General features: G+C 75.2%; 21 protein-coding genes, 1 pseudogene and 1 riboswitch. Of the genes and pseudogenes, 13 read left to right on the plus strand and 9 right to left on the minus strand.

The features are described 5' to 3' along the window. Window positions 1-7: 7 nt before the first annotated feature. From SGLAU_RS27425 to SGLAU_RS27445, 5 genes are all read left to right on the plus strand, one after another. Complete coding sequence (locus SGLAU_RS27425; protein ID WP_043505201.1) at window positions 8-976, plus strand: ABC transporter permease; 969 nt, start codon at window positions 8-10, stop codon at window positions 974-976. Then, complete coding sequence (locus SGLAU_RS27430; RefSeq protein WP_052413913.1) at window positions 966-1,886, plus strand: ABC transporter permease; 921 nt, start codon at window positions 966-968, stop codon at window positions 1,884-1,886. The genes SGLAU_RS27425 and SGLAU_RS27430 overlap by 11 nt, the downstream gene beginning before the upstream one ends. Before the next feature lie 590 nt (window positions 1,887-2,476). Beyond that, window positions 2,477-3,394, plus strand: coding sequence for an ABC transporter ATP-binding protein (locus SGLAU_RS27435; RefSeq protein WP_052414150.1), 918 nt, complete (start codon window positions 2,477-2,479; stop codon window positions 3,392-3,394). Further along, window positions 3,387-4,091 carry an ABC transporter ATP-binding protein gene (locus SGLAU_RS27440; protein WP_043505203.1) on the plus strand — a complete coding sequence of 235 codons (705 nt, stop codon included), beginning with the start codon at window positions 3,387-3,389 and terminating at the stop codon, window positions 4,089-4,091. Before SGLAU_RS27435 ends, SGLAU_RS27440 begins: the two co-directional genes overlap by 8 nt. A gap of 208 nt (window positions 4,092-4,299) precedes the next feature. After that, window positions 4,300-6,195: an ABC transporter ATP-binding protein gene (locus SGLAU_RS27445; protein ID WP_043505204.1), complete on the plus strand. Its 1,896-nt coding sequence runs from the start codon at window positions 4,300-4,302 to the stop codon at window positions 6,193-6,195. Between the two features lie 563 nt (window positions 6,196-6,758). Here SGLAU_RS27445 and SGLAU_RS27455 read toward each other — a convergent pair. The 5 genes from SGLAU_RS27455 to SGLAU_RS27475 form a co-directional block, all read right to left on the minus strand. Beyond that, complete coding sequence (locus SGLAU_RS27455) at window positions 6,759-7,637, minus strand: energy-coupling factor ABC transporter ATP-binding protein (RefSeq protein WP_043505206.1); 879 nt, start codon at window positions 7,635-7,637, stop codon at window positions 6,759-6,761. After that, entirely contained in the window at window positions 7,634-8,383 is a 750-nt protein-coding gene (gene cbiQ / locus SGLAU_RS27460; protein ID WP_043505207.1) for a cobalt ECF transporter T component CbiQ, read from the minus strand. The genes SGLAU_RS27455 and cbiQ overlap by 4 nt, the downstream gene beginning before the upstream one ends. 4 nt (window positions 8,384-8,387) lie before the next feature. After that, window positions 8,388-8,852, minus strand: a complete 465-nt coding sequence (locus SGLAU_RS27465; RefSeq protein ID WP_043505209.1) for an energy-coupling factor ABC transporter substrate-binding protein — start codon at window positions 8,850-8,852, stop codon at window positions 8,388-8,390. Then, entirely contained in the window at window positions 8,849-9,559 is a 711-nt protein-coding gene (locus tag SGLAU_RS27470; RefSeq protein WP_043505210.1) for an energy-coupling factor ABC transporter permease, read from the minus strand. The genes SGLAU_RS27465 and SGLAU_RS27470 overlap by 4 nt, the downstream gene beginning before the upstream one ends. Before the next feature lie 29 nt (window positions 9,560-9,588). Then, window positions 9,589-9,774, minus strand: a riboswitch (cobalamin riboswitch). Between the two features lie 498 nt (window positions 9,775-10,272). Continuing rightward, entirely contained in the window at window positions 10,273-11,403 is a 1,131-nt protein-coding gene (locus tag SGLAU_RS27475) for a glycerophosphodiester phosphodiesterase family protein (RefSeq protein ID WP_043505211.1), read from the minus strand. Between the two features lie 195 nt (window positions 11,404-11,598). On the opposite strand from SGLAU_RS27475, the gene SGLAU_RS27480 reads away from it, so the two are divergent. After that, entirely contained in the window at window positions 11,599-12,306 is a 708-nt protein-coding gene (locus SGLAU_RS27480) for a DNA polymerase beta superfamily protein (protein ID WP_043505213.1), read from the plus strand. Between the two features lie 445 nt (window positions 12,307-12,751). After that, complete coding sequence (locus SGLAU_RS27485; RefSeq protein WP_043505214.1) at window positions 12,752-14,926, plus strand: elongation factor G; 2,175 nt, start codon at window positions 12,752-12,754, stop codon at window positions 14,924-14,926. 612 nt (window positions 14,927-15,538) lie between these two features. Here the strand turns inward: SGLAU_RS27485 and SGLAU_RS27495 are convergent. Further along, on the minus strand, window positions 15,539-16,414 hold the full coding sequence (locus tag SGLAU_RS27495; protein ID WP_078957921.1) for a CDP-alcohol phosphatidyltransferase family protein: 876 nt from the start codon (window positions 16,412-16,414) through the stop codon (window positions 15,539-15,541). Window positions 16,415-16,522: 108 nt separating this feature from the next. On the opposite strand from SGLAU_RS27495, the gene SGLAU_RS27500 reads away from it, so the two are divergent. The 5 genes and pseudogenes from SGLAU_RS27500 to SGLAU_RS36410 all read left to right on the plus strand — a co-directional run. Continuing rightward, the gene (locus SGLAU_RS27500) at window positions 16,523-17,500 is read left to right on the plus strand and encodes a zinc-dependent alcohol dehydrogenase (RefSeq protein ID WP_043505216.1); all 978 of its coding nucleotides are present in this window, start codon (window positions 16,523-16,525) and stop codon (window positions 17,498-17,500) included. A gap of 73 nt (window positions 17,501-17,573) precedes the next feature. Beyond that, complete coding sequence (locus SGLAU_RS27505; RefSeq protein WP_043505217.1) at window positions 17,574-17,972, plus strand: 6-pyruvoyl trahydropterin synthase family protein; 399 nt, start codon at window positions 17,574-17,576, stop codon at window positions 17,970-17,972. Window positions 17,973-18,118: 146 nt separating this feature from the next. Continuing rightward, window positions 18,119-19,216, plus strand: a complete 1,098-nt coding sequence (locus tag SGLAU_RS27510) for a glycosyltransferase family 4 protein (RefSeq protein WP_078958077.1) — start codon at window positions 18,119-18,121, stop codon at window positions 19,214-19,216. Further along, window positions 19,213-20,253, plus strand: coding sequence for a trans-aconitate methyltransferase (locus SGLAU_RS34590; RefSeq protein WP_063838900.1), 1,041 nt, complete (start codon window positions 19,213-19,215; stop codon window positions 20,251-20,253). The genes SGLAU_RS27510 and SGLAU_RS34590 overlap by 4 nt, the downstream gene beginning before the upstream one ends. A gap of 44 nt (window positions 20,254-20,297) precedes the next feature. Then, window positions 20,298-21,101 (plus strand): annotated as a pseudogene (locus tag SGLAU_RS36410) (lysylphosphatidylglycerol synthase transmembrane domain-containing protein); the annotation flags it as partial. Window positions 21,102-21,232: 131 nt separating this feature from the next. Here SGLAU_RS36410 and SGLAU_RS33980 read toward each other — a convergent pair. Then, a complete protein-coding gene (locus tag SGLAU_RS33980) occupies window positions 21,233-22,051 on the minus strand; it encodes a creatininase family protein (protein ID WP_078957923.1) in 819 nt (272 codons plus the stop codon). A gap of 39 nt (window positions 22,052-22,090) precedes the next feature. Here SGLAU_RS33980 and ribA point away from each other — a divergent pair, with 39 nt between their 5' ends. Beyond that, complete coding sequence (gene ribA, locus SGLAU_RS27530; RefSeq protein WP_043505219.1) at window positions 22,091-22,750, plus strand: GTP cyclohydrolase II; 660 nt, start codon at window positions 22,091-22,093, stop codon at window positions 22,748-22,750. A 70-nt stretch (window positions 22,751-22,820) separates the two neighbouring features. On the opposite strand, the gene SGLAU_RS27535 is transcribed toward ribA, so the two are convergent. Together SGLAU_RS27535 and SGLAU_RS27540 are read right to left on the minus strand one after the other, a co-directional pair. Beyond that, on the minus strand, window positions 22,821-24,074 hold the full coding sequence (locus SGLAU_RS27535) for a serine hydrolase domain-containing protein (protein ID WP_043505220.1): 1,254 nt from the start codon (window positions 24,072-24,074) through the stop codon (window positions 22,821-22,823). A 66-nt stretch (window positions 24,075-24,140) separates the two neighbouring features. Continuing rightward, window positions 24,141-25,544 carry an MFS transporter gene (locus tag SGLAU_RS27540; protein ID WP_052413916.1) on the minus strand — a complete coding sequence of 468 codons (1,404 nt, stop codon included), beginning with the start codon at window positions 25,542-25,544 and terminating at the stop codon, window positions 24,141-24,143.

A 25,544-nucleotide genomic window follows, 5' to 3' on the forward strand; every position in this document is an offset into this window, starting at 1 on the left:
GGGGGCGATGGCCCGCCTGGCGGGACGACGGGCCCTGTTCGCGGGGCCCGTCCTCCTCGCCGTCACCTTCGGCGTGTTCGCCATCGCCGCCGCCTCCCCGTTCGACCCCGTCAAGGCCTACGCCGGGACCGCCGCGCTCGGCGCCGACCAGCAGACCCTGGACCGGCTGCGCGCCAACCTCGGCGTGGACGAGCCGTTCTGGATCCGCTGGTGGGACTGGCTGACCGCCGCGCTCGGCGGCGACCTCGGCCACTCCAGCGTGCTGCGGCAGCCGGTGACCCAGGTCATCGGCGAACGCCTGGTGTGGTCCGCGCTGCTCTGCGCGGTCGCGTTCGCCGTCGCCGTCCTGCTCGGCACCGTGCTCGGCGTGCTCGCCGCGCGCCGCCCCGGCTCCCTCCCGGACCGGGCCGTCACCTCCCTCGCCTACCTGCTGGAAGCCGCCCCCGTCTTCTGGATCGCGCTGCTCGCCGTGTGGCTCTTCGCCCTCCAGTGGGACCTCCTCCCGGCGGGCGGCCTCACCGACACCGCCAGCGAACACGTCACGTTCGGGCAGGTCACCAGCCACCTGATGCTGCCCGCCGGGGTCCTCGCCGTCTCCCAGCTGCCCTGGTTCACGCTCTACGTCCGCCAAGGCGTCGGCGACGCCCTCGCCGAGGACCCGGTGCGCGGCGCCCGCGCCCGCGGCCTCGCCGAACACACCGTGCTCCTCGGTCACGCGCTGCGCTCCGGGCTGCTCCCCGTGCTCACCCTGATCGGCTCCCGCGTGCCCGAACTCATCACCGGCGCCCTGCTGGTCGAGACCGTGTTCAGCTGGCCCGGCATCGCCGCGGCCACCGTCGAGGCGGCCACCGCCGTCGACTTCCCCCTGCTGGCCGCGCTGACCACGCTCGCCACCGCCGCCGTCCTCCTCGGCAACCTGCTCGCCGACCTGCTCTACGGACTGTTCGACCCGAGGGTGAAGCTCAGTGACATGTGACGCACCGGCGCCCCACGCCCCGGCGCCCGCCCCGCCCCCGTCCCCGGCCGGACCCGAGTGGCGGTCCTACGGCGGGAAACGCCGCACCACCCGCACCCTGCGGGTCCGCGTCTCGGCCGCCCTGCTGGCCGTGACCGTCCTCGCCGTCCTGCTCGTCCCGCCCCTGGTCCAGCTCGACCAGCAGGCCGTCGACCTGGCGGCCAAACTGCGAGCCCCCTCCTGGGAGCACCCGTTCGGCACCGACGACGTCGGCCGCGACCTGCTGCTGCGCTGCGTCTACGGACTGCGGGTCTCCCTGCTCGTCGGCGTGGCGGCGGCGCTGACCGCGACCGTCGTCGGCACCGCCGTCGGCGCCGCCGCCGGAGCGCTCGGCGGCTGGGCCGACCGGTGCGTCATGCGGGTCGTCGACACCGTCTCCTCCGTGCCGCACCTGCTGCTCGGCATCTTCGTCGTCGCCATGTTCCGGCCCGGCGTCTGGCCGGTGGTGGTCTCCGTGGCCCTCACCCACTGGCTGTCCACCGCGCGGATCGTGCGCGCCGAGGTGCTGTCCCTGCGGTCCCGCCCCTACATCGACGCCGCCGTCAGCGGGGGCGCGTCCCGGTGGCGGGTGACCGTGCGGCACCTCCTGCCCGGCGTACTGCCGCAGGCCGCGCTCGCCGCCGTGCTGATGGTGCCGCACGCCATGTGGCACGAGTCCGCGCTGTCCTTCCTCGGACTCGGCCTGCCCACCCACACCGCGAGCCTCGGCACCCTCATCCAGGGCGCCCGCGGCTCCCTGCTCGCCGGGCAGTGGTGGCCCACCCTGTTCCCCGGCCTGTTCATCATCCTCCCGACCCTCGCCATCGCGGGCCTCGCCGGCGCGTGGCGGGAGCGGATCAACCCCCGTCGCCGATCGGAGCTGATGCTGTGAACGAGGCGGACACGGTGCGCGGGGCCGCCACCGGAAGCGGGGCCGGCCCGGTCGGGAAGACAGGGACGGAGCCCGGTGCGGTGGCGGACGCGGTGACCGAGCCGGACGCCGCGGGGGGCGAGAAGGTGACCGAGGCGGCCCCGGACGCGGTGACCGAGCCGGACGCCGTCGGGGGAGAGAAGGTGACCGAGGTGGCCGCCGGTGGGCGCGAGAAGGCGATGGCGGCGGACGCCGTGACGGACGCGGTGCCGGAGAGGGAGGCTGTGCCGGACGTGATGACGGACGCGGAGGCCGTGGCGACGGACGCGGAGGCCGCGACGGACGTGGTGACCCAGGCCGAGGTGACGGACCGGGTGACAAAGGCGGACGCCGTGACCGACGTGGTCGGCGAGTCGGACGACGTGACGGGCGCGGCCGGGGCCGGCGCGGCGGCCGGGGCCGAGGCGGGCGGCGGCGAAGGACCGCGGCGAGCCGAAACCAGCGTGCGGGCCGACGGGGCGGCGGACGCCGGCGTCGCGGGCCCGGCCCGCGCGGCGGCCCGGCGTCAGCGGCCCGTGCTCGCGGTGCGTGGCCTGTCCGTGCGCTTCCTCATGCCCGGCGGGCGCCGGATCGCCGCCGTGACCGACGCGCACTTCGAGGTGGCGGCCGGTGAGTGCCTGGCCCTGATCGGCGAGAGCGGCTGCGGCAAGTCCGTACTGGCCTCCGCCCTGCTCGGCCTGCTGCCCGGCAACGCCCAGACCGCCGGGCAGGCGCTGCTCGGCGAGCTGGACCTGCTCTCGGCCGGCGAACGGACCCTGGCCCGCACGGTCCGGGGCCGTCTCATCGGGCTGGTCCCGCAGAGCCCGGCCGCGCACCTCACCCCCGTGCGCACCATCCGCTCCCAGCTCGAGGAGACCGTCGCCGCGCTGGCCCCGGTCCGCGGCCGGAAGGCCCTGCGCGCCGCCGCGGAGGCCGCCGCCGAACGCGCGGCGTTCCCGTCCGGCCACCTCGACCGGTACCCGCACGAGCTGTCCGGCGGCCTCGCCCAGCGCGCCGCCACCGCGCTCGCCCTCGTCGGCGACGCCCCGCTGCTGCTCGCCGACGAGCCGACCACGGGCCTCGACCGGGACCTGGTGGACCGCACGGTGGACGAACTGCGGCGGCACGTCGACGCCGACGACGCCGGCCGCGCCCTGCTGATGATCACCCACGACCTGGCCGCCGCGGAACGGATCGCCGACCGGGTGGCGGTGATGTACGCGGGCCGCATCGTGGAACTCGCCGACGCCGCCGCCTTCTTCGGCACCCCCGGCCCCCGCCACCCCTACAGCCGCGGCCTGCTCGACGCCCTGCCCGACCGGGCCTTCACCCCGATCCCCGGCATGCCCCCGGAGCTGGGCGACCTGCCCGCCGGCTGCGCCTTCGCCGCCCGCTGCGACCGCGCCACCGACCTGTGCGCCACCCCACCGCCGCGCACCGGCGCGGTCGCCTGTCACCACCCGTACGCCGTGGAGGACGCCCGTGCTTGAACTGCGCGCCATCACCGCCGGATACGACCGCCGGGCCCCCGTCGTCCGGGACGTCTCCCTGACCGTCGCCCCCGGCGAGGCGGTCGGCCTGCTCGGCCCCAGCGGCTGCGGCAAGTCCACCCTCGCCCGGGTCGCCGCCCTGCTGCACCGCCCCGACGCGGGCACCGTCGTCCTCGACGGCACCCCCGTCCACGGCTGGCGGCACCGCGCCCCGCGCGAGCGGCGCACCTCCTTCGGGGTCGTCTTCCAGCAGGCCCGGCTCTCCGCCGACCCCCGGCTCACCCTGTACGGCCTGATCGCGGAACCCCTGCGTGCCACGGGCCGCCGAGCCGAGGTGCCGGACCGGGTCGCCGAACTCGCCGAGACGGTGGGGCTGACCGCGGACCTGCTGACCAGGCGTCCGCACGAGGTCAGCGACGGCCAGCTGCAACGGGCCTGCCTGGCCCGGGCGCTGGTGCTGCGCCCGCGCTGGCTGGTGTGCGACGAGATGACCGCGATGCTCGACGCCTCGACGAGTGCCGCCCTGGTCGCGGTGGTCGAGGACTACCGGGCCAGGACCGGCGCGGGCCTGCTGTCCGTCGGCCACGACCGCACCCTGCTGCGCCGCTGGTGCGATCGCACGGTCCACTGGGACGACCTGCGCGCGGCCGGGTCCCGGCCGGCGGAGCCGGTGGCGACCGGGTCCGCACGGGACTGAAAACCCGTCGGTCACTTCCGTCACGAGCACCGGCGTTTCGGCCACCTCCGGCACGCGCACAGGCCGTACGGCAGCACGTTCCGCGCCCCGGAGCCCCCGTATCGCGGGCGCGCGCGTCGTCCGGAATCGAGCGCGTTCGATTCGGGTGCGGCCTCGTTGAGCCTGGCACCGCCGGACCACCCAGGTGCGGCGCCGAGCCCGAGGAGGGATGCAGGTGACCGTTCCCGACACCGCGACAGAGAGCTCCGACCCGCCTCCCCCTCCACCGCCCGCCACGATCGGCTACGCGGGCAAGTTCGGCAAGAACCCTCTGGAGGAGGCCGGCTTCCGGGCGATGTGCCGGCGGCTGCCGGCCGTGCTCGGCCACACCGTGCGCATGGCGTGGGCCGTGGACCGCCGTGCCGTCCTGCTGCTGCTCGGCTGCCAGCTGCTCACCGGCGTCTGCGCCGCCGTCGTCCTCGGTTTCACCGCGCGGGCCATGACCCACCTGCTCGGCACCGGCGCGGTGCCCGAACGCCTGCACGCCGCGCTGCCCGACCTCGTGGCGGTCACCGCGGCCGCGGCGGCCGGCCGGGTCGGCGGCGCCCTCGCCTCCTACGCCGACGGGCGGATCACGCCCCGCCTGACCACCCAGGCCGACGTCGCGCTCGTCACCGCCGTCTGCCGGGTCGAGGCGTCCGCCTACGCCGTGGACGGCTTCGCCGACCGCCAGGAGGCCGCCGAGGTCGGTGTCACCCGCACCACCTACATGGTCCGCGACGCCCAGCGCTTCCTCGCCTCGCTGATCCGCATGACCGCCGCCGCCGGCGTCATCGGCGCGCTGCACTGGCTGATGCTCCCGCTGCTGCTGCTCGCGGTGCTGCCGGCGGGCCTGGGCGCCGTGCTGTCCGCCCGCGTCGACTACGCCACGCACTACGCCAACGTCGCCGACCGCAACGTCCGCGGCATGATGCGCTTCTGGGCCACCTACCCCCGGCACGGTGACGAGATCCGCGCCAACGGCATGACCGGCTACCTCGTCTACTGGTACCGCGCCCTGTCCGAACGCATCGACCGGCGCACCCTGACCGCCGCCCCGCGGATGCTGCGCATCGTGCTCGCGACGTCCGCGCTCGGCGGGGCGTTCCTGCTGGTCACGTGGGCCGCGCTGGCCTGGCTCGCGAGCACCGGGCGGGTCGCCCTGCCGGTCGCCGCCACCGCGGTGGTCGCCGTGCAGACCACGCTGGCCGCGCTCTCCCAGGTCGTCCAGCACGGGGCCGCGCTGTTCCACACCTCCCTCTACCTCGCCGACATGCGCTCCTTCCTGGACCTGGCCGCCGAACGCGCCCCCAGGCGCGGCGAGCTGACCGTCCCGGAGGACGTGGACGAGATCCGCCTGGACGAGGTGGTCTACCAGTACCCGGGCAAGGACGAACCCGCCGTCGCCGGCGTCTCCCTCACCCTGCGCCGCGGGGAAATCCTGGCGGTCGTCGGCGAGAACGGCTCGGGCAAGTCCACCCTCACCAAGCTCCTGACCGGCGTCCTCCTGCCCGACAAGGGCCGCGTGCTGTGGGACGGGACCGATCTGGCACGGGTCCGGCCCGACTCCGTGTGGGACCGCACGGCGCTCGTCCCGCAGAACTTCGCGTGCTGGCCGCTGCGCGCCCGCGAGAACGTCACCCTGGGCCAGCCCCGCACCCACGACGACGCCCCCGTGTGGGAGGCCCTGGACGCCGTCGGCCTGCGCGACACCGTCGAACGGCTGCCCCAGGGACTCGACACCCTGCTCGCCCGCGAGCTCTTCGGCGGCGTGGAACTGTCCGGCGGCCAGTGGCAGCGCCTGGTGTGCGCCCGCGCCCTGTACCGCCGTACGCCCCTGCTGATCCTGGACGAGCCCACGTCGCAGATGGACCCGCGCGGCGAGCACCGGATCTTCCTGGAGGTCAAGCGGGTCGCCACGCGCAGGATGACCGTCGTCGTCACCCACCAGCTGGAGAACACCCGGCTCGCGGACCGGATCGTGGTCCTGCGGGAGGGCCGGGTCGTCGAGGAGGGCACCTACGACGACCTGGTCCACGCGGGTGGCCTGTTCGCCGAGCTGGTCGCCCTGGCCAAGGACCGGTGAGGCCGCCTCCGCCGTGAGACGAGGGGCCCGGGGGCCTCGACGCGGGCCGGCCCCCGGGACCGTACCGGCGTCCTCGCGTCCGCCGCGGGCCGCGAAGCGCGTGAGGACGCCGGTGACCGGGAGGACCCGGCTACGTGTCACGGGAAGGAACGGCGCGCAGCGGCACGCCCGGGCCGCGCGAGCACCCGCCGGTCCACCGTGGCACGGCCCGCGCCGGGCGGGCTCCGCCGTCCGGTGGAGCACCGGCCGCGACGCCGGCGCGTGGACGCCCGCAGCGCCGCCGCGGGCAGTGGGGTAACGGACTGCCGGGTTCCGACCAGCGGCAGGCGGAGCAGCCGGGCCGGGAACGGCACCGCGGCGCCGTCGCCGGGCAGACCCGCCGTCAGGGACAACGGGGAGTCCCGCCGTCAGGGACCGCGGGCAGGTGATGCGGGGCCGGTCGACGCGTGCCTGGAGCCGCCTTTTCGCTCGGGTCCCGCCCCGCCCGGCGCTCTCCCGGCGCACGCCAGCCACACACGGACCCGCTCAGCCGCGCGGCCGCCCGGCTCGGGACGGTGGCGCGGTCACCGGCCGTCGGCCGGGGTGCGGCGCGCGGTGGCGAGCGCCGCCAGGGCCTCCGCCGTGCGCGGACCTCCGGCCGGATCGGGCAGCAGGCCCTGCGCGTGCAGCAGCCGGGCCGCCGCCACCCCCCACGGCAGCCGCAGCCCCGCCTGCGCGAGCAGCTCCGTGCGGGCCAGCAGTTCCGGCGCCGGACCGGTGCGCACCCCGGCGGGGGTGAGCAGGGCCGCGTCATCGGCCCAGCGCAGCGCCAGGTCCACGTCGTGGGTGGCCATCACCACCGTCGTACCGCCTTCGCGCAGCCCGTCCAGCGTGGCCAGCAGCCGCTCCTGGCCGTCCGGGTCCAGACCGGCGGTCGGCTCGTCGAGGATCAGCACCCGCGGCCGCATCGCCACCGCACCCGCGATCGCGGTCCGCTTGCGCTGACCGTACGACAGCAGATGGGTGGGCCGGTCGGCCAGCGCGGTGATGTCCAGCGCGGCCAGCGCCTCCGCGACCCGGGCCCGCACCTCCGCGTCCGGGAGCCCCAGGTTCAGCGGCCCGAACGACACGTCCTGCGCGACGGACGCGGCGAACAACTGGTCGTCCGGGTCCTGCACCACGAGCTGGACGGTCGTCCGCAGCCGCGTCAGGCCCCTGCGGTCGTAACCGACCGGGTCGCCCTCGACGGTCAGCCGGCCCTCGTTCGGGCGCAGCCCTCCGCTGAGCAGCCGCATCAGCGTGGTCTTGCCGCTGCCGTTGCGGCCCAGCAGCGCCAGCGCCCGCCCCTCGCGCACGGCGAAGTCGAGCCCGCGGAGCACGGCAGGGCCGTCCTCGTACGCGAAGGACACGCCCCGCAGGGCGACCAGGGCGGAGGGCTGGTGCGTGTCGGCGGCCTCACTCATGTCAGCGGCCTTTCCAGTACGAAGGTGAGCACGGCCAGCGCCGCCAGCAGGGCGCAGCTCGCGGCCGTGAAGGGCACGGAGATCCGCGCCTCGGGGACCAGGACGCGCAGGGTGCCGTCGTAACCGCGCCCGGCGAGCCCCGCCTGGAGCCGCGTCGCCCGGTCGAACGCCCGCACGAACGCGGTCGCGCCCAGCCCGGCCAGCGAACGCCAGGCGGCGGCCCGTGTGGTGTGCCCGAGCCGGGCGGCCTGCGCGTCCCGGATCAGCCGCACGGAGTCCAGCAGCAGAAAGCTCATCCGGTACGTCACCAGGGCCACGTCCACCACCGGCGCGGGCACCCCGGCCCGCACCAGCCGGGGCAGCAGATCGGACATGGGGGTGGTGAAGGCGAACAGCAGCACGCCGAGCGAGGCCGCCGAGGTGCGCAGCAGCAGCTCACCGGCGCGCACCGGCCCTTCGGGGGCGAGCGCCAGGAACCCCCCGGGCCCGCCCACCTGCACCAGCAGGGTGGCCGCGCCGGTCACGCAGAACCCCAGCGGCACCCGGTAGGCCCGCCACAGCCGGCGCGCGGGCACCCCGGCCGGGCCGAGCAGCACGGCCAAGGCGGCCACCAGCACCAGCACCGCGCCCGGCCAGGGCGGCAGGGAGATCGCGAGCACGGTCAGGCCGAGCCCGAGCACCGCCTTGTCCACCGGATGACGGCGGCGCCAGCGGCTGCCGTGCGCCGCCTCGTCGATCGGCAGCACGCGCTCAGACCCCGGACCCGCCGTCGGCGCCCGAGCCGCTGTCCCGCCCGCCCGGGGCGGTGACCTGCCCGCTCCCGGCGGTGTGCGGCCCGCTCGCGGGGGTCTGCCGGTCGCTTCCGGGGGTCGGCTGCCCGCCCCCGGGGGTGTCCTGCCCGGCCAGGGCGCGCTGTTCGCCCTGCCTGCGGCCGCGTCGCAAGCCGAAGTAGTAGGCGAGGACCCCCGCGCCGATCGCCGCCTGCAGGGCGAACAACGCCGACTCGATCTCCCCGGACGGCGGCTCGTACAGCGGCGAGAACCAGGGCTCGTAGTCCGGGTCGATCTCGGTGATCGTCGTCTCGGCCTGGGCGTCCGCGCCCGCGAACGGCTCCTCCTCGTCGTCCCCGAGACCGAGTGCCAGGGGCAGCACGGCGAGCGCGACGACGGCGAGCAGCAGCAGGACGTTGATCTTCGCGTTGCGGTTCGTCCTCATCGCGCCACCGCCTCGCTGCCGGCCGGCTTCGCCTCGGCCCGCTTGCCGGCCACCAGCACGCCCAGCCGGGTCAGTTCACCCTTGCTCGACTGCACCAGCAGCCGCATGACCAGCACCGTCAGCAGGCCCTCGCTCACCGCCAGCGGGATCTGCGTGACGGCGAAGATGGTGCCGAACTTGCCGAGCGCGCCCAGGAAACCGCTGCCGGGGTCGGGGAAGGCCAGCGCGAGCTGGACGCTGGTGACGCAGTAGGTGGACAGGTCGGCGACGAACGCGCCGAAGAACACCGCGACCATCAGCGGCACGTCGTAGCGCCGCAGCAGCCGGTAGACGGCGTAACCCGCCCACGGGCCGGCGATCGCCATCGAGAAGACGTTGGCGCCCAGCGTGGTCAGCCCGCCGTGCGCGAGCAGCAGCGCCTGGAACAGCAGTGTGATCGTGCCGAGCACCGCCATCGCGGGCGGCCGGAACAGGATCGCGCCGAGACCGGTGCCGGTGGGGTGCGAGCAGCTGCCGGTGACCGAGGGCAGTTTGAGGGCGGACAGGACGAAGGTGAAGGCTCCGGAGGCACCCAGCAGCAGTGTGCTCTCGGGATGCTCACGGACCTCACGCGTCAGGGAACGGACGCCGTGGACGACGAAGGGAGCGGACGCGGCGCCCCAGGCGACCGCGTGCGCCGGAGGCAGAAAACCCTCGGCTATGTGCATGGCTCGAACGACCCTCTCCAGCACCTCGTGGATGGTTGACGCGCCTTGGCCGGTCTCCTGGCTGACGGGTACCACCGCCCGAACTCCGCCTTCCCGGGTCCGTGAGGACCCAGTGGCTGCCCGCGAGGGCCGGAGCCGGACTTCCCGATCACAGTGGCGAGGGCCGCACCGGCATCACACCGGATTTCCCGTTCACCAAGGCGTGGTGACAGTAATGCCCTGCTCCGGGTGGTGACAAGCGCACCCCGGGGGCGCTCGGCGGCACCGCCCACCCACCGGCGCACGCCCCCCGCCGCCCGAACGGCCGCAAGCCCCGTGGGGACCGGGGTGTCCCCGGTCGCCACGGTGACGCCACCGGCCGCAGGGCCACGAACAGCGTGCTCAACACCACACGGGCGAGGGCCGGCTCCGGCAGTCCGGCTTCCGCGAGCCGGCTCCGGCAGTCCCGCTCCGTCTGTCCGGCCCTCGCGGACCGGCCCTGGCAGTCCGGCTCCCGCGGGCCGGCCCCGGTGGGCCGGTGCCGATGGCCGGCTCCGGGAGGGCCGGTGGGCCGGTGCCGGTGGGGCGCCCCAGGCGGGCCGGTGCCGATGGGGCAATCCCGGTGGGCCGGTGGCGAGAAGTGAACCCCGGTGGGCCGGTATCAATGGGTCAGCCACTCGGGTCGGTTCCGCAGGTCAGTTCTGCGGGGCAGCCCCGCAGGTCAGCCCCGCAGGTCAGCCACGCGGGTGGTACGGCTTCGGCAGCCGCATGCCCCGCTCCGCCATCAGGGCCCGTACCCGGTCCGGATAGTCGGTGATGATCCCGTCCACGCCCAGTTCCATCAGCGCGGCCACCGTGGCCGGATCGTCGCAGGTCCACGGGACGACCTTCAGTCCGCGGGCATGGGCGGCGGCGATCATCGCCCGGTCCGGGTAGAAGCGGAAGCCGGGGTCGCCGATCTTCCCGTTCTGCGGGAAGCCGTAATTGGGGGAGAGCGCCCGGACCCCGGGGACGGTGGCGGCGGCCCGCACGAAGTCGCCGCCGTAGTCGTCGGCGTCGATCCCGCCGAGCCACGGGGAGGCGCCGGGCCTGCCGACCTGGAGGAAGTCGTGGTTGGTGAGGGCGACCAGCGGCCAGCGCGGCGCGAGCCGGTGCATGACCTTCAGCGCGCCCCAGTCGAAGGACTGGATGGTCACCTGCCGCTCGATGCCCGAGGCGCGGATCTCCTCGTACACCCGCCGCACGAACAGCTCGCGCGGTGCGGTCTGCTCGGGGGCGCCCGCCTCGACCTTGGTCTCGACGTTGAGGGTCACCTGGCGGGCCCGGTACCGCTTCACCAGGTCCAGCACGTCCCGCAGTTCCACCATCCTGGCGCCCGCGATCCGTTCCTGCCCGGGGTGGCCCGGCAGTTGCCGGTAGCCGCAGTCCAGGGTCCGGAGCTGGGCCAGGGTCAGGTCCTTCACGTAGGCGCCGACGTACGGGTACTGCGGGTCGCCGGGCACGACGGGTGCCGTGTCCCGGCACTTCTGGGCGCTGACCTGCCGGTCGTGGGTGACGACGACCTTGTGGTCCCGGGTGATCTGGGTGTCCAGCTCCAGCGTGGACACCCCGAGCCGCAGGGCCTTGGCGAACCCCTCCAGCGTGCTCTCCGTGGTCAGGCCGAGGCCACCGCGGTGGGCCTGGAGGTCGAAGCGGGTCTTCCGGGGCGAAGCCGTCACCAGGGACGGAGCGCCGGGCACCGGCCCGGCGGCGGCGGTTGCAGCGGTGTCGGTGACGGTGTCGGTGTCGGTGGTGGCGTGGGCGGACGCCGGGAGCGCGAGAGCCGGCAGCAGGGCCAGGGCGGCGAGGAAGTGTCGGGCGGACATCGGGACCTCACTCGTTCGTCGAAGGGACGCCCTGGGACGCTAGTTCGCCGCGGGGCGGGCCAGAAGGACGCGGGAGTGAGGGAGCCGTGAACGCTCGGGAAACCGGCCGCTCGGCCACCCGAGTACCATGCCACACGGCGCATCACGGGGGAGTGGGCGGACATGCGCGTGAGGCATTCGGGGGAGCGCTGCATCATGACGCGGAGGACCGTGAACAACATCCTGCTGTCCGGCGTCGTCGGCTCGACCGCGTACGGACTCGCCCACGAGGACTCCGACGTCGACCGGCTCGGCGTGTTCGCGGCGCCCACCGAGTCCCTGCACGGGCTGCACGCGCCGAAGGAGTCCCACGTCTCCACGGCACCGGACCGCACCCTGCACGAGGCGGCCAAGTGGTGCCGGCTCGCCCTCGGCGGCAACCCTACGGTGATGGAACTGGTCTGGCTGCCCGACGAGCTGTACGAGGTGCGCACCCCGCTCGGTGACGAACTGATCGACATCCGCACCACGCTGCTGAGCGCCCGCCGGGTGCGCGACGCCTACCTCGGTTACGCCACCCAGCAGTTCAGGAAGCTGCAGAACCGGTTCGCCGCCGACGAGCACGGAACTCCCGCCCGCAGGCGCTCCGCCAAGCACGCCCGCCACCTCAAGCGGCTCTGCCACCAGGGCTACGAGCTGTACACCACGGGCCGACTGACCGTCCGGGTCGACGACCCCGAGGAGTACCGCCGCTTCGGCGAACAGGTCGCCGCCGACCCGTCCGCCGCGCTGCCGCTGCTGCGCCACTACGAGTCCGCCTTCGACCGGACCCGCAGCGCACTGCCCGAACAGCCCGACGAGAGCGCGGCGGACGCGTGGCTGCGCCGGGTCCGGGCGCACTTCTACACGCCCGAGGCGGCATAGGCGGCCGCTGAAAAACCCGGTGCCGGCGACCGGTACCGCTCCCTACACTCGCCGGGGTGATCGTGCACCGCCCCCGGGGCGGGGCGCGGCGCGTTGCCGTGTGAAGCGAGTCGAGTGAGGGGAGCCGGGCCGTGCGTGACCGCACCGCTGTCGTTGTTCCCCGTTCCCGCTCCGAGGTGATCCTGGTGTCCACGGCCGCCCGGTGCCCGCTGCGCGGCCGGCACCGGATGCCGTGACGAAGACGCGGACACGGCGTCGGTCACGTCCGAGTTCCACAACGCCCCGCTGAGCCGACCGGGTCCGCCACGACGGACACCGGGCCGGCGGTACCGCCGTGGACCCGGGCCCCGCCCCGCCCCGTCCTGCCCCGCACTCCTGCCGGCCTTCGTCCCGGTCAATCGCGCGCCGCCCTTCCCGCACCACACACTCCGAAAGGCCACGGGCCGTGCGAACCGACCTCACCAGCCTCGCCACCATCCGCAACCTGGGCATCCTCGCCCACGTCGACGCGGGCAAGACCACCGTCACCGAGCGGATCCTGTACGCCACCGGCACCACCCACCGACGCGGAGAGGTCCACGACGGCACCACCGTCACCGACTTCGACCCGCAGGAGCGCGACCGTGGCATCACCATCTTCGCGGCGGCGGTCAGCTGCGCCTGGAACGGCCACCGCCTCAACCTGATCGACACGCCAGGACACGTCGACTTCGCCGACGAGGTGGAACGTTCACTGCGCGTGCTGGACGGGGCGGTCGCGGTGTTCGACGCGGTCGCGGGCGTGGAACCGCAGAGCGAGTCGGTGTGGCGGCAGGCGGACCGGCACGGTGTGCCGAGGATCGCCTTCGTCAACAAACTCGACCGCGCGGGCGCCGACCTCGACGCGGCCGTCGCGTCGATCCGGGACCGGCTGCACCCGGCGCCGCTGGTCGTCCAGCTGCCGATCGGGACGGAGGACGGCTTCCGCGGGGTGGTCGACCTGATCCACATGCGAGCACTGACCTGGGCGGACGCCGGGGAGGCCAGGGTGGCGGGGCCGGTGCCGGACGAGCTGCGGGAGGAGGCGCGGCGCCGCCGGCGGGCGCTGGAGGAGGCGGTCGCGGAACTGCATCCGGGCGCGCTGGAGGAATTCTGTACGCGGTCGGCGGTCTCCGCGACGACGCTCGTCGCCGCGCTGCGTGACCTGACGCGCGACGGCGACGGCGTGGTCGTCCTGTGCGGCTCGGCCTACCGCAACCGCGGCATCGAGCCGCTGCTGGACGCGGTGGTGGCGTACCTGCCGTCACCGGTGGACGTGCCGCCGGTACGCGGCGTCGCGAAGCAGAACGGCGTCGCGGAGGAGAATGGCGTCACGGAGCAGAACGGCGTCACGGAGCAGAACGGCGTCACGGAGGAGAACGGCGTCCCGGAGGCCAGGGGCACCTCGGAGGACAACGACGGGGCGCTGCAGCAACGCACCGCCTCCCCCGACACCCCCTTCGCCGCCCTCGCCTTCAAGGTGAACGCCACCCCCACCGGCCGCCTCACCTACCTCCGCATCTACTCCGGCACCATCGAGAAGGGAGACACCGTGTGGGACGCGAACGCCCGCCGTACTGAGCGCATCGGCCGCATCCTGCGCGTGCAGGCGGACCGGCACGCCCAGCTGGAACGCGCGGCGGCCGGCGACATCGTCGCCGTCGTCGGGCTGAAGTCCGCGCGGGCCGGCACCACGCTGTGCGACCCGGCCGCGCCGATCGTCCTGGAACCGCCCGGCGCCGCCGACCCGGTGGTCTCCGTCGCGGTCGAGGCACGCCGTACCGCCGACTCCGGTCGGCTCGCCACGGCCCTCGCCCGGCTCGCCGAGGAGGACCCCTCCCTGGTGGTCCGCACCGACCCGGAGACCGGGCAGACGGTGCTGTCAGGCATGGGCGAACTGCACCTGGAGGTCGCGGTGGAGAAGATCCGCCGCGCCCACGGACTGGACGTCGGCGTCGGCCGGCCACGGGTCGCCTACCGGGAGACGGTGCTGCGCGGGGTGCGGGGCCACGTCCACCGGCACGTCAAACAGGACGGCGGGGCAGGCCAGTTCGCGCACGTGGTCCTCGACGTCGAGCCGCTGCACCCCGAACCCGGCGGCACCGGCTTCGCGTTCCGCTCCACGGTCGTCGGCGGGCGCGTCCCGCAGGAGTACGTCCGGGCGGTCGAGGCGGGCTGCCGCGACGCCCTCGCCGAGGGCCCGCTCGGCGGCCACCCGGTGACCGGACTGCGGGTGACGCTGACCGACGGCTCGACCCATGTGAAGGACTCCTCCGAGATGGCGTTCCGCACCGCGGGCCGCGCGGCACTCCTCGGCGCCCTGCGCGACGCGGCGATGACCGTCCTGGAACCGGTCGCCGAGGTCACGGTGACCGTGCCGGAGGACGCCGTCGGCGGCGTCCTCGGCGACCTCGCGGCCCGCCGCGGCCGGGTGACCGGCTCCGTCGTACGAGCGGGCGCGGCGACCGTCACCGCCACCGTGCCCTTGGCCGAACTCTTCGGCTACGCCACCCGCCTGCGCGGCCGCACCCAGGGCCGCGGCACCTTCACGGCCCGGCCGACGGGGTACGCACCCGCCCCGCAGACCACATCGACGCGTTAACGACGCCGGCCCCCGCCCGGCCCGGAACGTCCGTGGCCCCGGGTCCTCCTCCCCGCCGCAAGGGAGGAGGACCCGGCGAACGGGCTCACGAGCACGACCGCTCCGGCCGGTGCCGGCGACGCGACGCCGAGTTCGCGGCGCACACCAACCCAGGCTTGGCCGCACGGCAAGCCGTAACCCGGCGCCGCGTCCTCGTTCCCGAACTACCGGCGGACGGAGGAACTGATGGAGTACAACCTCAACCAGAACAAGGCCGCTATCGAGGCGGGGATCAAGGGCCCGCCACCGCCGGCGGACAGCCAGGCCGAGAAATTCCTCTCGACGGCGCCGACCGGCGAGACGAGTGGGCGCAGCGTGTTCAAGCAGCCAGTGGACCCGAACGACCCGTTCTCCAGGTACAAGGAGGGCGGGACGAATGCCAAGGCGTACGACGTGAACGGCATCGACACGCGTCCATCACGGCAGGCAGCAGTCAGGGCGGCCGCAACAGCTCCGCGCACCGCGACTCCACCCGTCCCCGCACCCGCGCCTGATGGCGCTGCTCGCCAGCGCGGTCACCGGCGGCGGACGACAGGGCCGGGTCCCGAACGCAGGAGTCCCCTCTCGTGGGAGTCAGGAGGGCGGATACCGACGGGCCGGGTGTCGCGGCGAGGTGGTGCCGTCGGCCCAGCCGTCCCCGGCCGTCGCCCACGCCATCCAGGACATTCGCGCCATCCGCGGCATCGGGGACGTCGGCAACCGTCGTGGCGGCCGTGCCGTCCGGGGCGGTGGGGCCGTTCGTGACCTGTGCCAGAGCCACCGTACGTCCCGGCCGAACGACCACGTCAGCAGGGCGAGGGCCAGCGCCACCACGGCCGTGCCGGCCGCGACGGGCAGCAGTCCGGTGGCGGCCACCAGCAGGAGCACGCCCTGGAGCGCGGCAACCGTCTTGCGGGCCGTGCTCGGCGGCAGGGGAGCGGTGAGCCAGGGCCACCGGCGGGCGGCGGCGACGAACGCGTAGCGCATGCCGCCGATCAGCAGCACCCAGGCCCCCAGCCGCGTCGAGACGTACACGCTGAGGACGAGGATCAGGAACGCGTCGACCTCCATGTCGAAGCGTGCTCCGAGCGGCGACGCCGTGCCGGTGCGCCGGGCGACCTTGCCGTCCACGCCGTCGAGGACCAGCGCCACCGTCGTCAGGCCGGCGAACAGGGCGGTGGGCGGGGCGCTGCGGAAGGAGTCGGCGACCAGGGCCGTCACCGCGCCGACCAGGACGGCCCGGCCGAGGGTGACCCGGTTGGCGGGCCCGAAGGAGCTGAGCCGGGAGCGGTGCACGGCGCGGGCGAGGACCGCCCAGCCCGCCGCGGTGCAGGCGAGGCCGGTCAGCCAGCCCGCCGGGCCCATCCCGGTCGTCGCGCCGAGCAGGGCCAGCAGCAGGAGCTGCGCACCCGCGCCGGCCGCGGGCTCCCGCTGGACGGGCCACGCACCGCGTGTGTTGTTCAGGGCCACCGCACATCCTCCGGCCGTGTGACAGAGTCGATCGACGCCGCGTACTGTGCGCGGCCTGTGCACCGCTCGGTACGCGAACCACTCGCCGATCGTTCAGGAGGAGCGCCGATGACACGCCCCGCACGTGCGTTCTGGCTCATCTCTCCAGGGTATGGAGAGATCCGTGAGGCCGAACTGCAAGATCCGGCCGAAGACGAGGTGCTGGTGCGGGCGTTGTGGTCGGGGGTGAGCCGGGGCACGGAGACGCTGGTGTTCCGCGGCGAGGTGCCGCGCAGCCAGTACGCGGCGATGCGGGCTCCGTTCCAGGAGGGCGACTTCCCGGGGCCGGTGAAGTACGGCTACCTGAGCGTCGGCGTCGTCGAGGAGGGCCCCGCGCACCTTGCCGGCCGTACCGTCTTCTGCCTCCACCCGCACCAGACGCGCTACGTCGTCCCCGCCTCGGCCGTCACCCCTGTACCGGACCACGTGCCGGCCGAACGGGCCGTGCTGGCGGGCACCGTGGAGACCGCGGTCAACGCGCTGTGGGACGCGGCGCCGCTGGTCGGTGACCGGATCGCGGTGGTCGGCGGCGGCATGGTGGGCTGCTCGGTGGCCGCGCTGCTGGCCCGGTTCCCCGGCGTGCGGGTCCAGTTGGTCGACACCGACCCGGCCCGTGAGGAGACCGCCAAGGCGCTCGGCGCCGGGTTCGCCGCGCCCGCCGACGCGCTCGGCGACTGCGACCTCGTCGTCCACGCCAGCACCACCGAGCAGGGCCTGGCCCGCGCCCTGGAACTCGTCGCCGACGAGGGCACGGTCCTCGAACTCAGCTGGTACGGCGACCGGAAGGTGAGTCTTCCGCTCGGCGAGGACTTCCACTCCCGGCGGCTGGTGCTGCGCAGCAGCCAGGTCGGCACCGTCGCCCCGGCGCGCCGCGCCCGCCGCTCCTACGGCGACCGGCTCGCCCTCGCCCTCGACCTGCTCGCCGACCCGGCGCTGGACGCGCTCGTCACGGGCGAGTGCGCCTTCGAGGAGCTGCCCGAGGTGCTGCCGCGGCTGGCCGACGGCAGCCTCCCGGCGCTGTGCCACCGGGTGCGGTACGGGAGATAACCGCCGCTGAACACGGGAAGACCCTCACCCGTACTAGTCGGCATCGATGCACCGCACCTGGAGGGTCGTTCCCTTGTTCAGTGTCACCGTCCGCGATCACATCATGATCGCCCACAGCTTCCGCGGCGACGTCTTCGGCCCCGCGCAGCGCCTGCACGGAGCGACGTTCCTGGTGGACGCCACCTTCCGGCGGCCCGAGCTGGACGACGACAACATCGTCGTCGACATCGGCCTGGCCACCCGGGAACTCGGGGCGGTGGTGGGCGAGTTGAACTACCGCAACCTGGACAACGAGCCCGACTTCGCCGGCGTGAACACCTCCACCGAGTTCCTGGCGAAGGTGATCGCCGACCGGCTCGCCGAGCGGGTGCACAAGGGTGCGCTCGGCGAGGGCGCCCGCGGCATCGCGGGCATCACGGTCACCCTGCACGAGTCGCACGTCGCTTGGGCGAGTTACGAGCGTGACCTGTGACCGACGCACTGACCGAACCGGCGCCGCGGGCCGCCGCCGACACGCCGCCGCGCGCCGCCGACACCGAGCCGCGCGCCGCCGCCGACACCGCGCCGCGCCAGGTGCCCGTCCGGCCGGCCGCCCTCCCGGGCGCGGACACCCTCCGGATGTCCCTGCGCACCGTGCACTTCGTCCTGCCGGGCGGGGTCGACGACCCGGCCGCGCCGAGCGGCGGCAACGCCTACGACCGGCGGGTGTGTCTGGACCTGCCCGGCTTCGGCTGGCAGGTCCACCGGCTTCCGGTGGCCGGATCCTGGCCCCGCCCCGAGGCCGCGGCCCGCGCCGAACTGGCCCGGGCACTGGGTGAGTTGCCGGACGGCTCGGTGGTGATGCTGGACGGGCTCGTCGCCTGCGGCGTCCCCGAGGTGGTCGTCCCGGAGGCGGGGCGGCTGCGGCTCGCCGTGCTGGTGCACCTGCCGCTCGCCGACGAGACGGGTTTGCCGCCCGCGACGGCCGCCGAGCTGGACGCCCGGGAGCGGGCGGTGCTGCGGGCCGTGCCGGCGGTGATCGCCACCAGTGACTGGGCGGTCCGCCGGCTCGTCGCCCACCACGGGCTGGACCCCGAGCGGGTGCACGCCGCCGCGCCCGGTGCGGACATCGCGCCCCTCGCTTCCGGCACCGACGGTGTGTCACGGCTGCTGTGCGTCGCCGCGGTCACCCCGCGCAAGGGGCAGCACCGGCTGGTGGAGGCACTGGCATCGGTCACGGACCTGCCGTGGAGCTGTGTGTGCGTCGGCGGCCTGACGCAGGACCCGGAGTACGTCGCCCGGCTGCGGGCGCTCATCGACGGGCACGGCCTGACGGGCCGTATCCACCTCGCGGGGCCGCAGTCCGGGGCCGCCCTCGACGCCAGTTACGCCGCCGCCGACCTCATGGTGCTGATGTCGTACGCCGAGACGTACGGCATGGCGGTCACGGAGGCACTGGCGCGCGGCATCCCCGTGCTGGCCACGGACGTGGGCGGACTCCCCGAGGCGGTCGGCCGCGCCCCCGACGGCGGGGTGCCCGGCATCCTGGTCCCGCCGGAGGACCCGGCCGCGCTCGCCGCGGAGCTGCGCGGCTGGTTCGGCGAGGCGGACGTGCGACGCCGTCTCAAGGCCGCCGCGCGGCGCCGCCGGGCCGCGCTCGACGGCTGGGCCACCACCGCCCGGTCCCTGGCCGGCGTACTGAGCCGGCTCCCCGGCGAACCACGGAGGGCTGCATGAACGACACGGGTACGACGGCGCAGCGGGGCGGTGGCATCCCGGCGCAGCCGGAGGCGGGGGCGGCGACGCCCCCGGCACCCCGGGAGGCGGCGACCGTGACGGTCCCGGCCGCCGGGGTGATCCCCGGTGCGGGGCCCACCGAACGCCCCGGCGAGCGGCGCACCGTACGCCTGAGGGAGAGCGGCCAGGGCGGCGAGGCCGACGAGCCGCCGCGTTACGCGCCCCAGTGGCTGGAGCTGCGGGAGTCCGCCGACGCGGCGGCGCGGGCGGCGGAGCTGGTGGATCCGCTGCGGATCCGGCTGGCCAACCTGCCCCGGCGCGGCGGCGGACTCGTGGTGCACGACCTGGGCTGCGGCACCGGCTCGATGGGCCGCTGGCTCGCGCCGCGGCTGGACGGCGCCCAGCACTGGGTGCTGCACGACCGCGACCCCTACCTGCTGCACTTCGCCGCCGTGGCCTCCCCGCGCGCCGCGGCCGACGGCAGCCGGGTGACCGTCGAGACCCGGCGCGGCGACATCGCCCGGCTCACCCCGGACGCCCTCGCCGGCGCCTCCCTCGTCACGGCGTCGGCGCTGCTGGACGTCCTCACCGGCGCGGAGGTCGAGGCGCTCGCCGCCGCCTGCGCGGGGGCCGGATGCCCGGCCCTGCTGACGCTGTCCGTGGCCGGCCGGGTCGAACTCACCCCGCACGACCCGCTGGACGCGGAGATCACCGAGGCGTTCAACGCCCATCAGCGGCGCTCCGGGCTGCTCGGCCCGGACGCGGTCACCGCGGCGTGCGCGGCGTTCGCCGCGCGGGGGGCGACGGTGCGGGTGCGGCCGAGCCCCTGGCGGCTCGGGCCCGGTGACCCCGAGCTGACGGCGCAGTGGCTGCGCGGCTGGGTGGGCGCCGCCGTCGAACAGCGCCCTGGCCTGGCGGCGCGTGCCGGGAAGTACCTGGCGGCGCGGCTCGCGGCCTGCGCGGCGGGGGAGTTGCGGGTCACGGTCCACCACAGCGACCTGCTGGCGCTGTGCCGCCCGGCCGGCGCGGCCTCGTGAGGACGTTCCGCGCGGTGCGAACCCGGCTCGGCGCGATCGCCGGCGTGACGCTCCTCGCCGTTCTCCTCTGGCGGCTGGGCACCGGCGTCTTCCTGGGCGGACTGCGGCGGATCGACGGGCCCGCGGTGCTCGCGGCGGCCGGGATCGGCCTGGTCACGACGGCGTTCAGCGCCTGGCGCTGGCAGCTGGTGGCCCGCGCCCTCGGGATCCGGCTGCCGTACGGGCCGGCGCTCGCGGGCTACTACCGGGCGCTGTTCCTGAACGCGGCCCTGCCCGGCGGAGTCGTCGGCGATGTGCACCGGGCGGTGCGGCACGGCGGCGGCGCCGGGGATCTCGGCCGGGGGGTGCGGGCGGTGGTGCTCGAACGGGCCGCCGGGCAGGTGGTGCTGGCGGTGGCGGGCGCGGGCATCCTGCTGACCGTGCCGTCGCCGGTGCGGACGCAGGTCCGCCAGTTCGCCCCGCCGGTGGCGCTGGCCGTGCTGGGTGTGGCGGCGATCGCTCTCGCCCTGTGGCCGGACCGGGGCCCGCGGGCCCGTGGCCGGGTGCTGGGCGCGGAGGTGCGCGCGGCACTGCTGTCCCGCCGCTCCGGGCCCGGCGTCGTCGTCGCGTCCGTCGTGGTCCTGGCCGGGCATGTCGCGCTGTTCCTGCTGGCCGCGCGGGTGGTGGGCAGCGACGCCTCCGCGGTGGCGCTGCTTCCGCTGGCGGTGCTCGCCCTGCTCGCCATGAGCGTGCCGTTCAACGTCGGCGGCTGGGGGCCCCGGGAGGGCGCCACCGCGTGGGCGTTCGGGGCCGCCGGACTGGGTGCGGGCAACGGTCTCGCGGTCGCCGTCGTCTACGGTGTGCTGGGCTTCGCCGCGAGCCTGCCGGGGCTGCTGGTGCTCGCCGCCCGCTGGGGGACGTCCCCACGGGCGGCGGCGGGTACGGCGGGCGGGGAAGCCGCGTCCGCCGTACCGGAGCCGGAACCCGGGCCCGCGGGCGGTCACACCCGTTCCGGCGGCACGTCCTGCACGACCCGCACGTCCGGCACCACCCGCACGTCCCGCACAACCCGCACGTCCCGTTCGTCTTCCTCGGAGGTGAGCAGCGTGAAATACGCGGCGAAGGAATCCACCAGACTCGCCAGCAGTTCCTTCCCCTTTTCCGCGGTGCCCAGGGAGGGCCTGCCGATGACACCGGAATCGGTGTAGGCGGACATACCGGTGGTGAGCAGATGACGCCGGTCGTCGGCGAGGAAATCGGCGGTCTCATATCCGGGCCGGACCGATTCGGGATGGGTGTGCAGCAGGATGGAGGTCTCTGTCTCCCCCGCGTGCATGTCGCTTTGCAGGGAGGTCTCCACCCCGGCCCGTTCGCGTGCCGCCTCCCAGTCTTCCGGGGCGGGGAACAGCGCCATGCGCTCGCCGCGCGCGGTGGCCTCCTGGACGGCGTTGCCCAGGACGTAGTTGCCGCCGTGCCCGTTGACGAGCACCAGCGCCCCGATGCCGGAGCGGCGCAGCGAGTCGGCGATGTCCCGTACCACCGCGTGCAGGGTCACCGCGGAGATGCTGACGGTTCCCGGCCAGTCCGCGTGCTCGTGCGAGCAGGACACGGTCACCGGGGGCAGCAGGTGCACCGGGTACGCGGCGGCGATGTCCCGGGCGACGGCGCAGGCGACGAGCGTGTCGGTGGCCAGCGGGAGGTACGGGCCGTGCTGCTCGAAGCTCCCGACCGGGAGGACGGCGACCTGCCGCGGCGCACCGGCCGCCCGCGCGCGTACGTCCTCCGTCGTGTCCGCCGGAAACAGACCGGAACCACTCATATTCTCACGGCCTTTCGACTCTGATTGGGAAGTCAGATCATGACAGAGAACCTCGGCGTCATCGGTGGCAAGTCGGCTCGTCGCACCGGTGTGGAACGCGTGGTGAATGCCCCGCTGCCCACCGTGTACGGACCGTTCCAGGCGATCGGATATCTCGACCACGACCGCGGTGAGGAGCAAGTGGCCCTGGTGCACGGCGATCTCGGCGCCGACCGGGTGCTCACCCGGCTGCATTCCGAGTGTCTGACCGGAGACGCGTTCGGCTCGCGGCACTGCGAATGCGGCGACCAGCTCGCGTCGGCAATGCGCGCGGTGACCGCCGAAGGGGCCGGTGTGGTCGTCTACTTGAGAGGGCACGAGGGCCGCGGCATCGGACTGCTGGGCAAGCTGCGGGCGATGGCGTTGCAGGCGGAGGGGCTGGACACGGTCGAGGCGAACGTGGCGCTCGGCCTGCCGGTGGACGCCCGGGACTACGGGGTCGCCGCCGGGATCCTCCAGGACCTGGGGGTGCGTTCGGTGCGGCTGATGTCCAACAACCCGCGCAAGCGGGAGGCGTTGGTGCGGCACGGCATACAGGTCGACGAGCAGGTCCCGCTGCTCATCCCCCCGTGCGAGAACAACATCACGTATCTGCGCACGAAGCGGGAACGGCTGGACCACCACCTGCCCCATCTGGACGCGGTGGCGCACTGGTCCTGACGGCGGCCCCCGTCCGCCGGGCGCAGGGCGGCCCCCGGGCCGGCCGGCGCCCGGCCGGTCCCGCCCCGGGCTACCGGGGCGCCGGCCGGGACCGGGGGACGAGCGTCTCGTGGACCAGCCGCTTGAGGTCCGGGTAGACGGTGTGCGAGCGGCGCGGACGCAGCTGGGTCAGGAACTGCACGGTCAGGTCGCGGCCCGGATCGACCCAGAACGTCGTCGTGGCCACCCCGCTCCAGCCGAACGTGCCGAGCCCGGACGGCGCCTGGGTGCGGGACGGGTCGATCACCACCGACACGCCGAGACCGAAGCCGACGCCCTCGTTGCCGGGGGTGTCGTGGGCGGGACGGCTGCCGAAGGAGCGCAGGTCGGCGCCGCCGGGCAACTGGTTGGCGGTCATCAGGCCGACGGTCCGCGGCGCGAGCAGCCGTACGCCGTCCAGCTCCCCGCGGCGGCGCAGCATCTCCATGAACCGGTGGATGTCGTAGGCGCTCGCCACCAGACCGCCGCTGCCGGACAGGAACCGCGGCCGGCCGCGCAGCGGCAGCCCGGGCACCGGTTCGATGCCGTCGCCGTCCTCCCTCTCGCCGTACAGCTCGGCGAGCCGCCCCGCCTGTTCGCCGGTGACCTGGAACCCGGCGTCCGGCATGCCGAGCGGCCGGAAGATCCGCTCGGCGAAGAACGCGTCCAGCGGCCGCCCCGAGACCACCTCGACGATCCGGCCCAGCACATTGCTGGCCACCGAGTAGTTCCACTGGGTGCCCGGCTCGAACTGGAGCGGCATCCGCGCGTACACCTCGACCGTGCCCGCCAGGTCGGTGCCGGGCGCCACCGACGAGTGCAGACCGGCGTCCCGGTAGAGGGCGTCGACCGGATGGGAGTGGTAGAAGGCGAACGTCAGGCCCGCGGTGTGGGTCATCAGATGGCGGATGCGTATCGGTCCCCGGGCAGGGCGGGTACGGACCTCCGCACCGGAGCCCTCGACGTGCACGCGGGCGTCGGCGAACTCCGGCAGGTACCGGGCGACCGGGTCGTCGAGCGCCAGCCGGCCCTCCTCCATGAGCAGCAGCGCGGCCACCGCGGTCACCGGCTTCGTCATCGAGTAGATCCGCCACAGGGTGTCCGGCGTCACGGGCAGTCCGGCGGCGATGTCGCGGTGCCCGTACGTGGTGAGGTGGGCGACCCGGCCGCCGCGCGCGACGGCGACGAGGAAGCCCGGCAGCCGTCCCTCGTCCACCTGGCGGGCGAAGTGCCGGTCCAGCCGGTCCAGCGCCCCCGCGTCGAGCCCCGCCTCCTCCGGCTCGACCTCTTGTCGCAGCTGTGCCATCGCTCTCCTCCGATCGCGTTCACCGAGGTGCGATCGGGCATACCCCCGTGCGGATGCCCTCAGACCTCATCGTCGCGCGGGACGCGGCCCGGGGCCCGTCCTGACGTGCGTGCCCGCGGGTGTCTCCGGGACCTTCCCGCCCGCCCTCCCCGGCAGTGCGCCGCCGAGCACCGCGCCGAGCGCCGCGACCGCGGCGAGTGCCGGCAGGGCGGCGCGCGGGGAGCCCGCGGCGACCAGCAGGGCCGCCGCGGCCACCCCGAGCACGGGGCCGATGTTCAGCGCGGTCTGCTGGAGGCCGCCGGCCACGCCCGCCGACTCCACGGGGGAGTGCCGCACGACGACGTGCGTGGCCGCCACCATCACGGTGCCGAAGCCGGCGCCGGCCAGTGCGAACCCGGCGCACAGGGTGAGGGTGCCGGACGCGGTGTACAGCACCGCGATGCCCGCGGCGAGGGCGAGTGCCGCCACCGTCGTCGTCCGCCGGGCTCCCGCCCGCGGCAGCAGTACGGCGCACACCGGCGCGGCGGCGATCATCAGCACGGCCAGCGGCAGGCTGCGCAGCGCGCTCTGCAGCGGGTCGAGGCCGAGGGTGTCCTGGAGCAGGTAGACGCAGCAGAACACGGCGCCGTGCAGGGCGGCGGAGGCGGTGACCAGCATGCCGAGCGCGGAACGGATCGCCGGCGGCCGCACGACGGCGGCGGGCAGCAGCGGGCTCGCCGCCCGCCGCTCGTGCCGTACGAACGCCGCTCCGGCGACGGCTGCCACGGCGAGGCCCGGTGCCGCGCGGCCCGCCCCGGTGGACTCGGCCAGGGCGGCCAGGGCGTGCACCAGCGCGGCGAGGGCCAGGGCGAGCAGCAGCGCGCCGGGCAGGTCCAGCGGTACGGCCGTCCGCGGCCGCTCGGGTGTGCCGGCGGCGAGGGCGAGCAGCCCGAACAGCAGGGCCGGTACGACGTGCAGGAGGAACACCGGCCGCCAGCCCAGTTCCGTCACCAGGGCCCCGCCGAGGACCGGACCCGCGGCGGCGGCCACCCCGATGGCGGCGGTGCGGACGGCGAGGGGCGCACGCAGCCGGTCCGGGGGGTAGGCGGCGCGCAGCATGCCGAGGGTGGCCGGCTGGAGCAGCGCCCCGAAGACGCCCTGGGCCACGCGCAGCCCGATCACCCAGCCGATGCCGGGCGCGAGCGCGATGCCGGCCGACGCGGCACCGAAGCCCAGCATGCCCAGGCCGAACAGGCGCCGGTGCCCGTACCGGTCGCCCAGCCGTCCGGCGAACACCAGCAGCGAGGCCACCGCGATGAGATAGCCCGTGGTGGTCCACTGCACCTGCGTGAAGGAGGCGTCCAGGTCACGCTGGAGGGTGGGCTGGGCGACGGTCAGGACGGTGCCGTCCAGGGCGACCACCACCGCTCCGGCCACGCTGGCCGCCAGCGTGAGCGGGCGGCGCGGCGAGCGGTTCGGCGTGGGGCTCAC

Origin of the sequence: Streptomyces glaucescens (genome assembly GCF_000761215.1) — a bacterium.
In the GTDB taxonomy this organism is placed as follows: domain Bacteria; phylum Actinomycetota; class Actinomycetes; order Streptomycetales; family Streptomycetaceae; genus Streptomyces; species Streptomyces glaucescens_B.

Bases quoted from the DNA above. Each gene is read 5' to 3' on its own strand.
- SGLAU_RS27425 (WP_043505201.1), top strand. From the start codon at position 8: ATGGCCCGCCTGGCGGGACGACGGGCCCTGTTCGCGGGGCCCGTCCTC.
- SGLAU_RS27435 (WP_052414150.1), top strand. From the start codon at position 2,477: ATGCCCGGCGGGCGCCGGATCGCCGCCGTGACCGACGCGCACTTCGAG.
- SGLAU_RS27445 (WP_043505204.1), top strand. From the start codon at position 4,300: ATGCAGGTGACCGTTCCCGACACCGCGACAGAGAGCTCCGACCCGCCT.
- SGLAU_RS27455 (WP_043505206.1), bottom strand. From the start codon at position 7,637: ATGAGTGAGGCCGCCGACACGCACCAGCCCTCCGCCCTGGTCGCCCTG.
- SGLAU_RS27465 (WP_043505209.1), bottom strand. From the start codon at position 8,852: ATGAGGACGAACCGCAACGCGAAGATCAACGTCCTGCTGCTGCTCGCC.
- SGLAU_RS27470 (WP_043505210.1), bottom strand. From the start codon at position 9,559: ATGCACATAGCCGAGGGTTTTCTGCCTCCGGCGCACGCGGTCGCCTGG.
- SGLAU_RS27475 (WP_043505211.1), bottom strand. From the start codon at position 11,403: ATGTCCGCCCGACACTTCCTCGCCGCCCTGGCCCTGCTGCCGGCTCTC.
- SGLAU_RS27480 (WP_043505213.1), top strand. From the start codon at position 11,599: ATGACGCGGAGGACCGTGAACAACATCCTGCTGTCCGGCGTCGTCGGC.
- SGLAU_RS27500 (WP_043505216.1), top strand. From the start codon at position 16,523: ATGACACGCCCCGCACGTGCGTTCTGGCTCATCTCTCCAGGGTATGGA.
- SGLAU_RS27510 (WP_078958077.1), top strand. From the start codon at position 18,119: ATGTCCCTGCGCACCGTGCACTTCGTCCTGCCGGGCGGGGTCGACGAC.
- SGLAU_RS34590 (WP_063838900.1), top strand. From the start codon at position 19,213: ATGAACGACACGGGTACGACGGCGCAGCGGGGCGGTGGCATCCCGGCG.
- SGLAU_RS33980 (WP_078957923.1), bottom strand. From the start codon at position 22,051: ATGAGTGGTTCCGGTCTGTTTCCGGCGGACACGACGGAGGACGTACGC.
- ribA (WP_043505219.1), top strand. From the start codon at position 22,091: ATGACAGAGAACCTCGGCGTCATCGGTGGCAAGTCGGCTCGTCGCACC.
- SGLAU_RS27535 (WP_043505220.1), bottom strand. From the start codon at position 24,074: ATGGCACAGCTGCGACAAGAGGTCGAGCCGGAGGAGGCGGGGCTCGAC.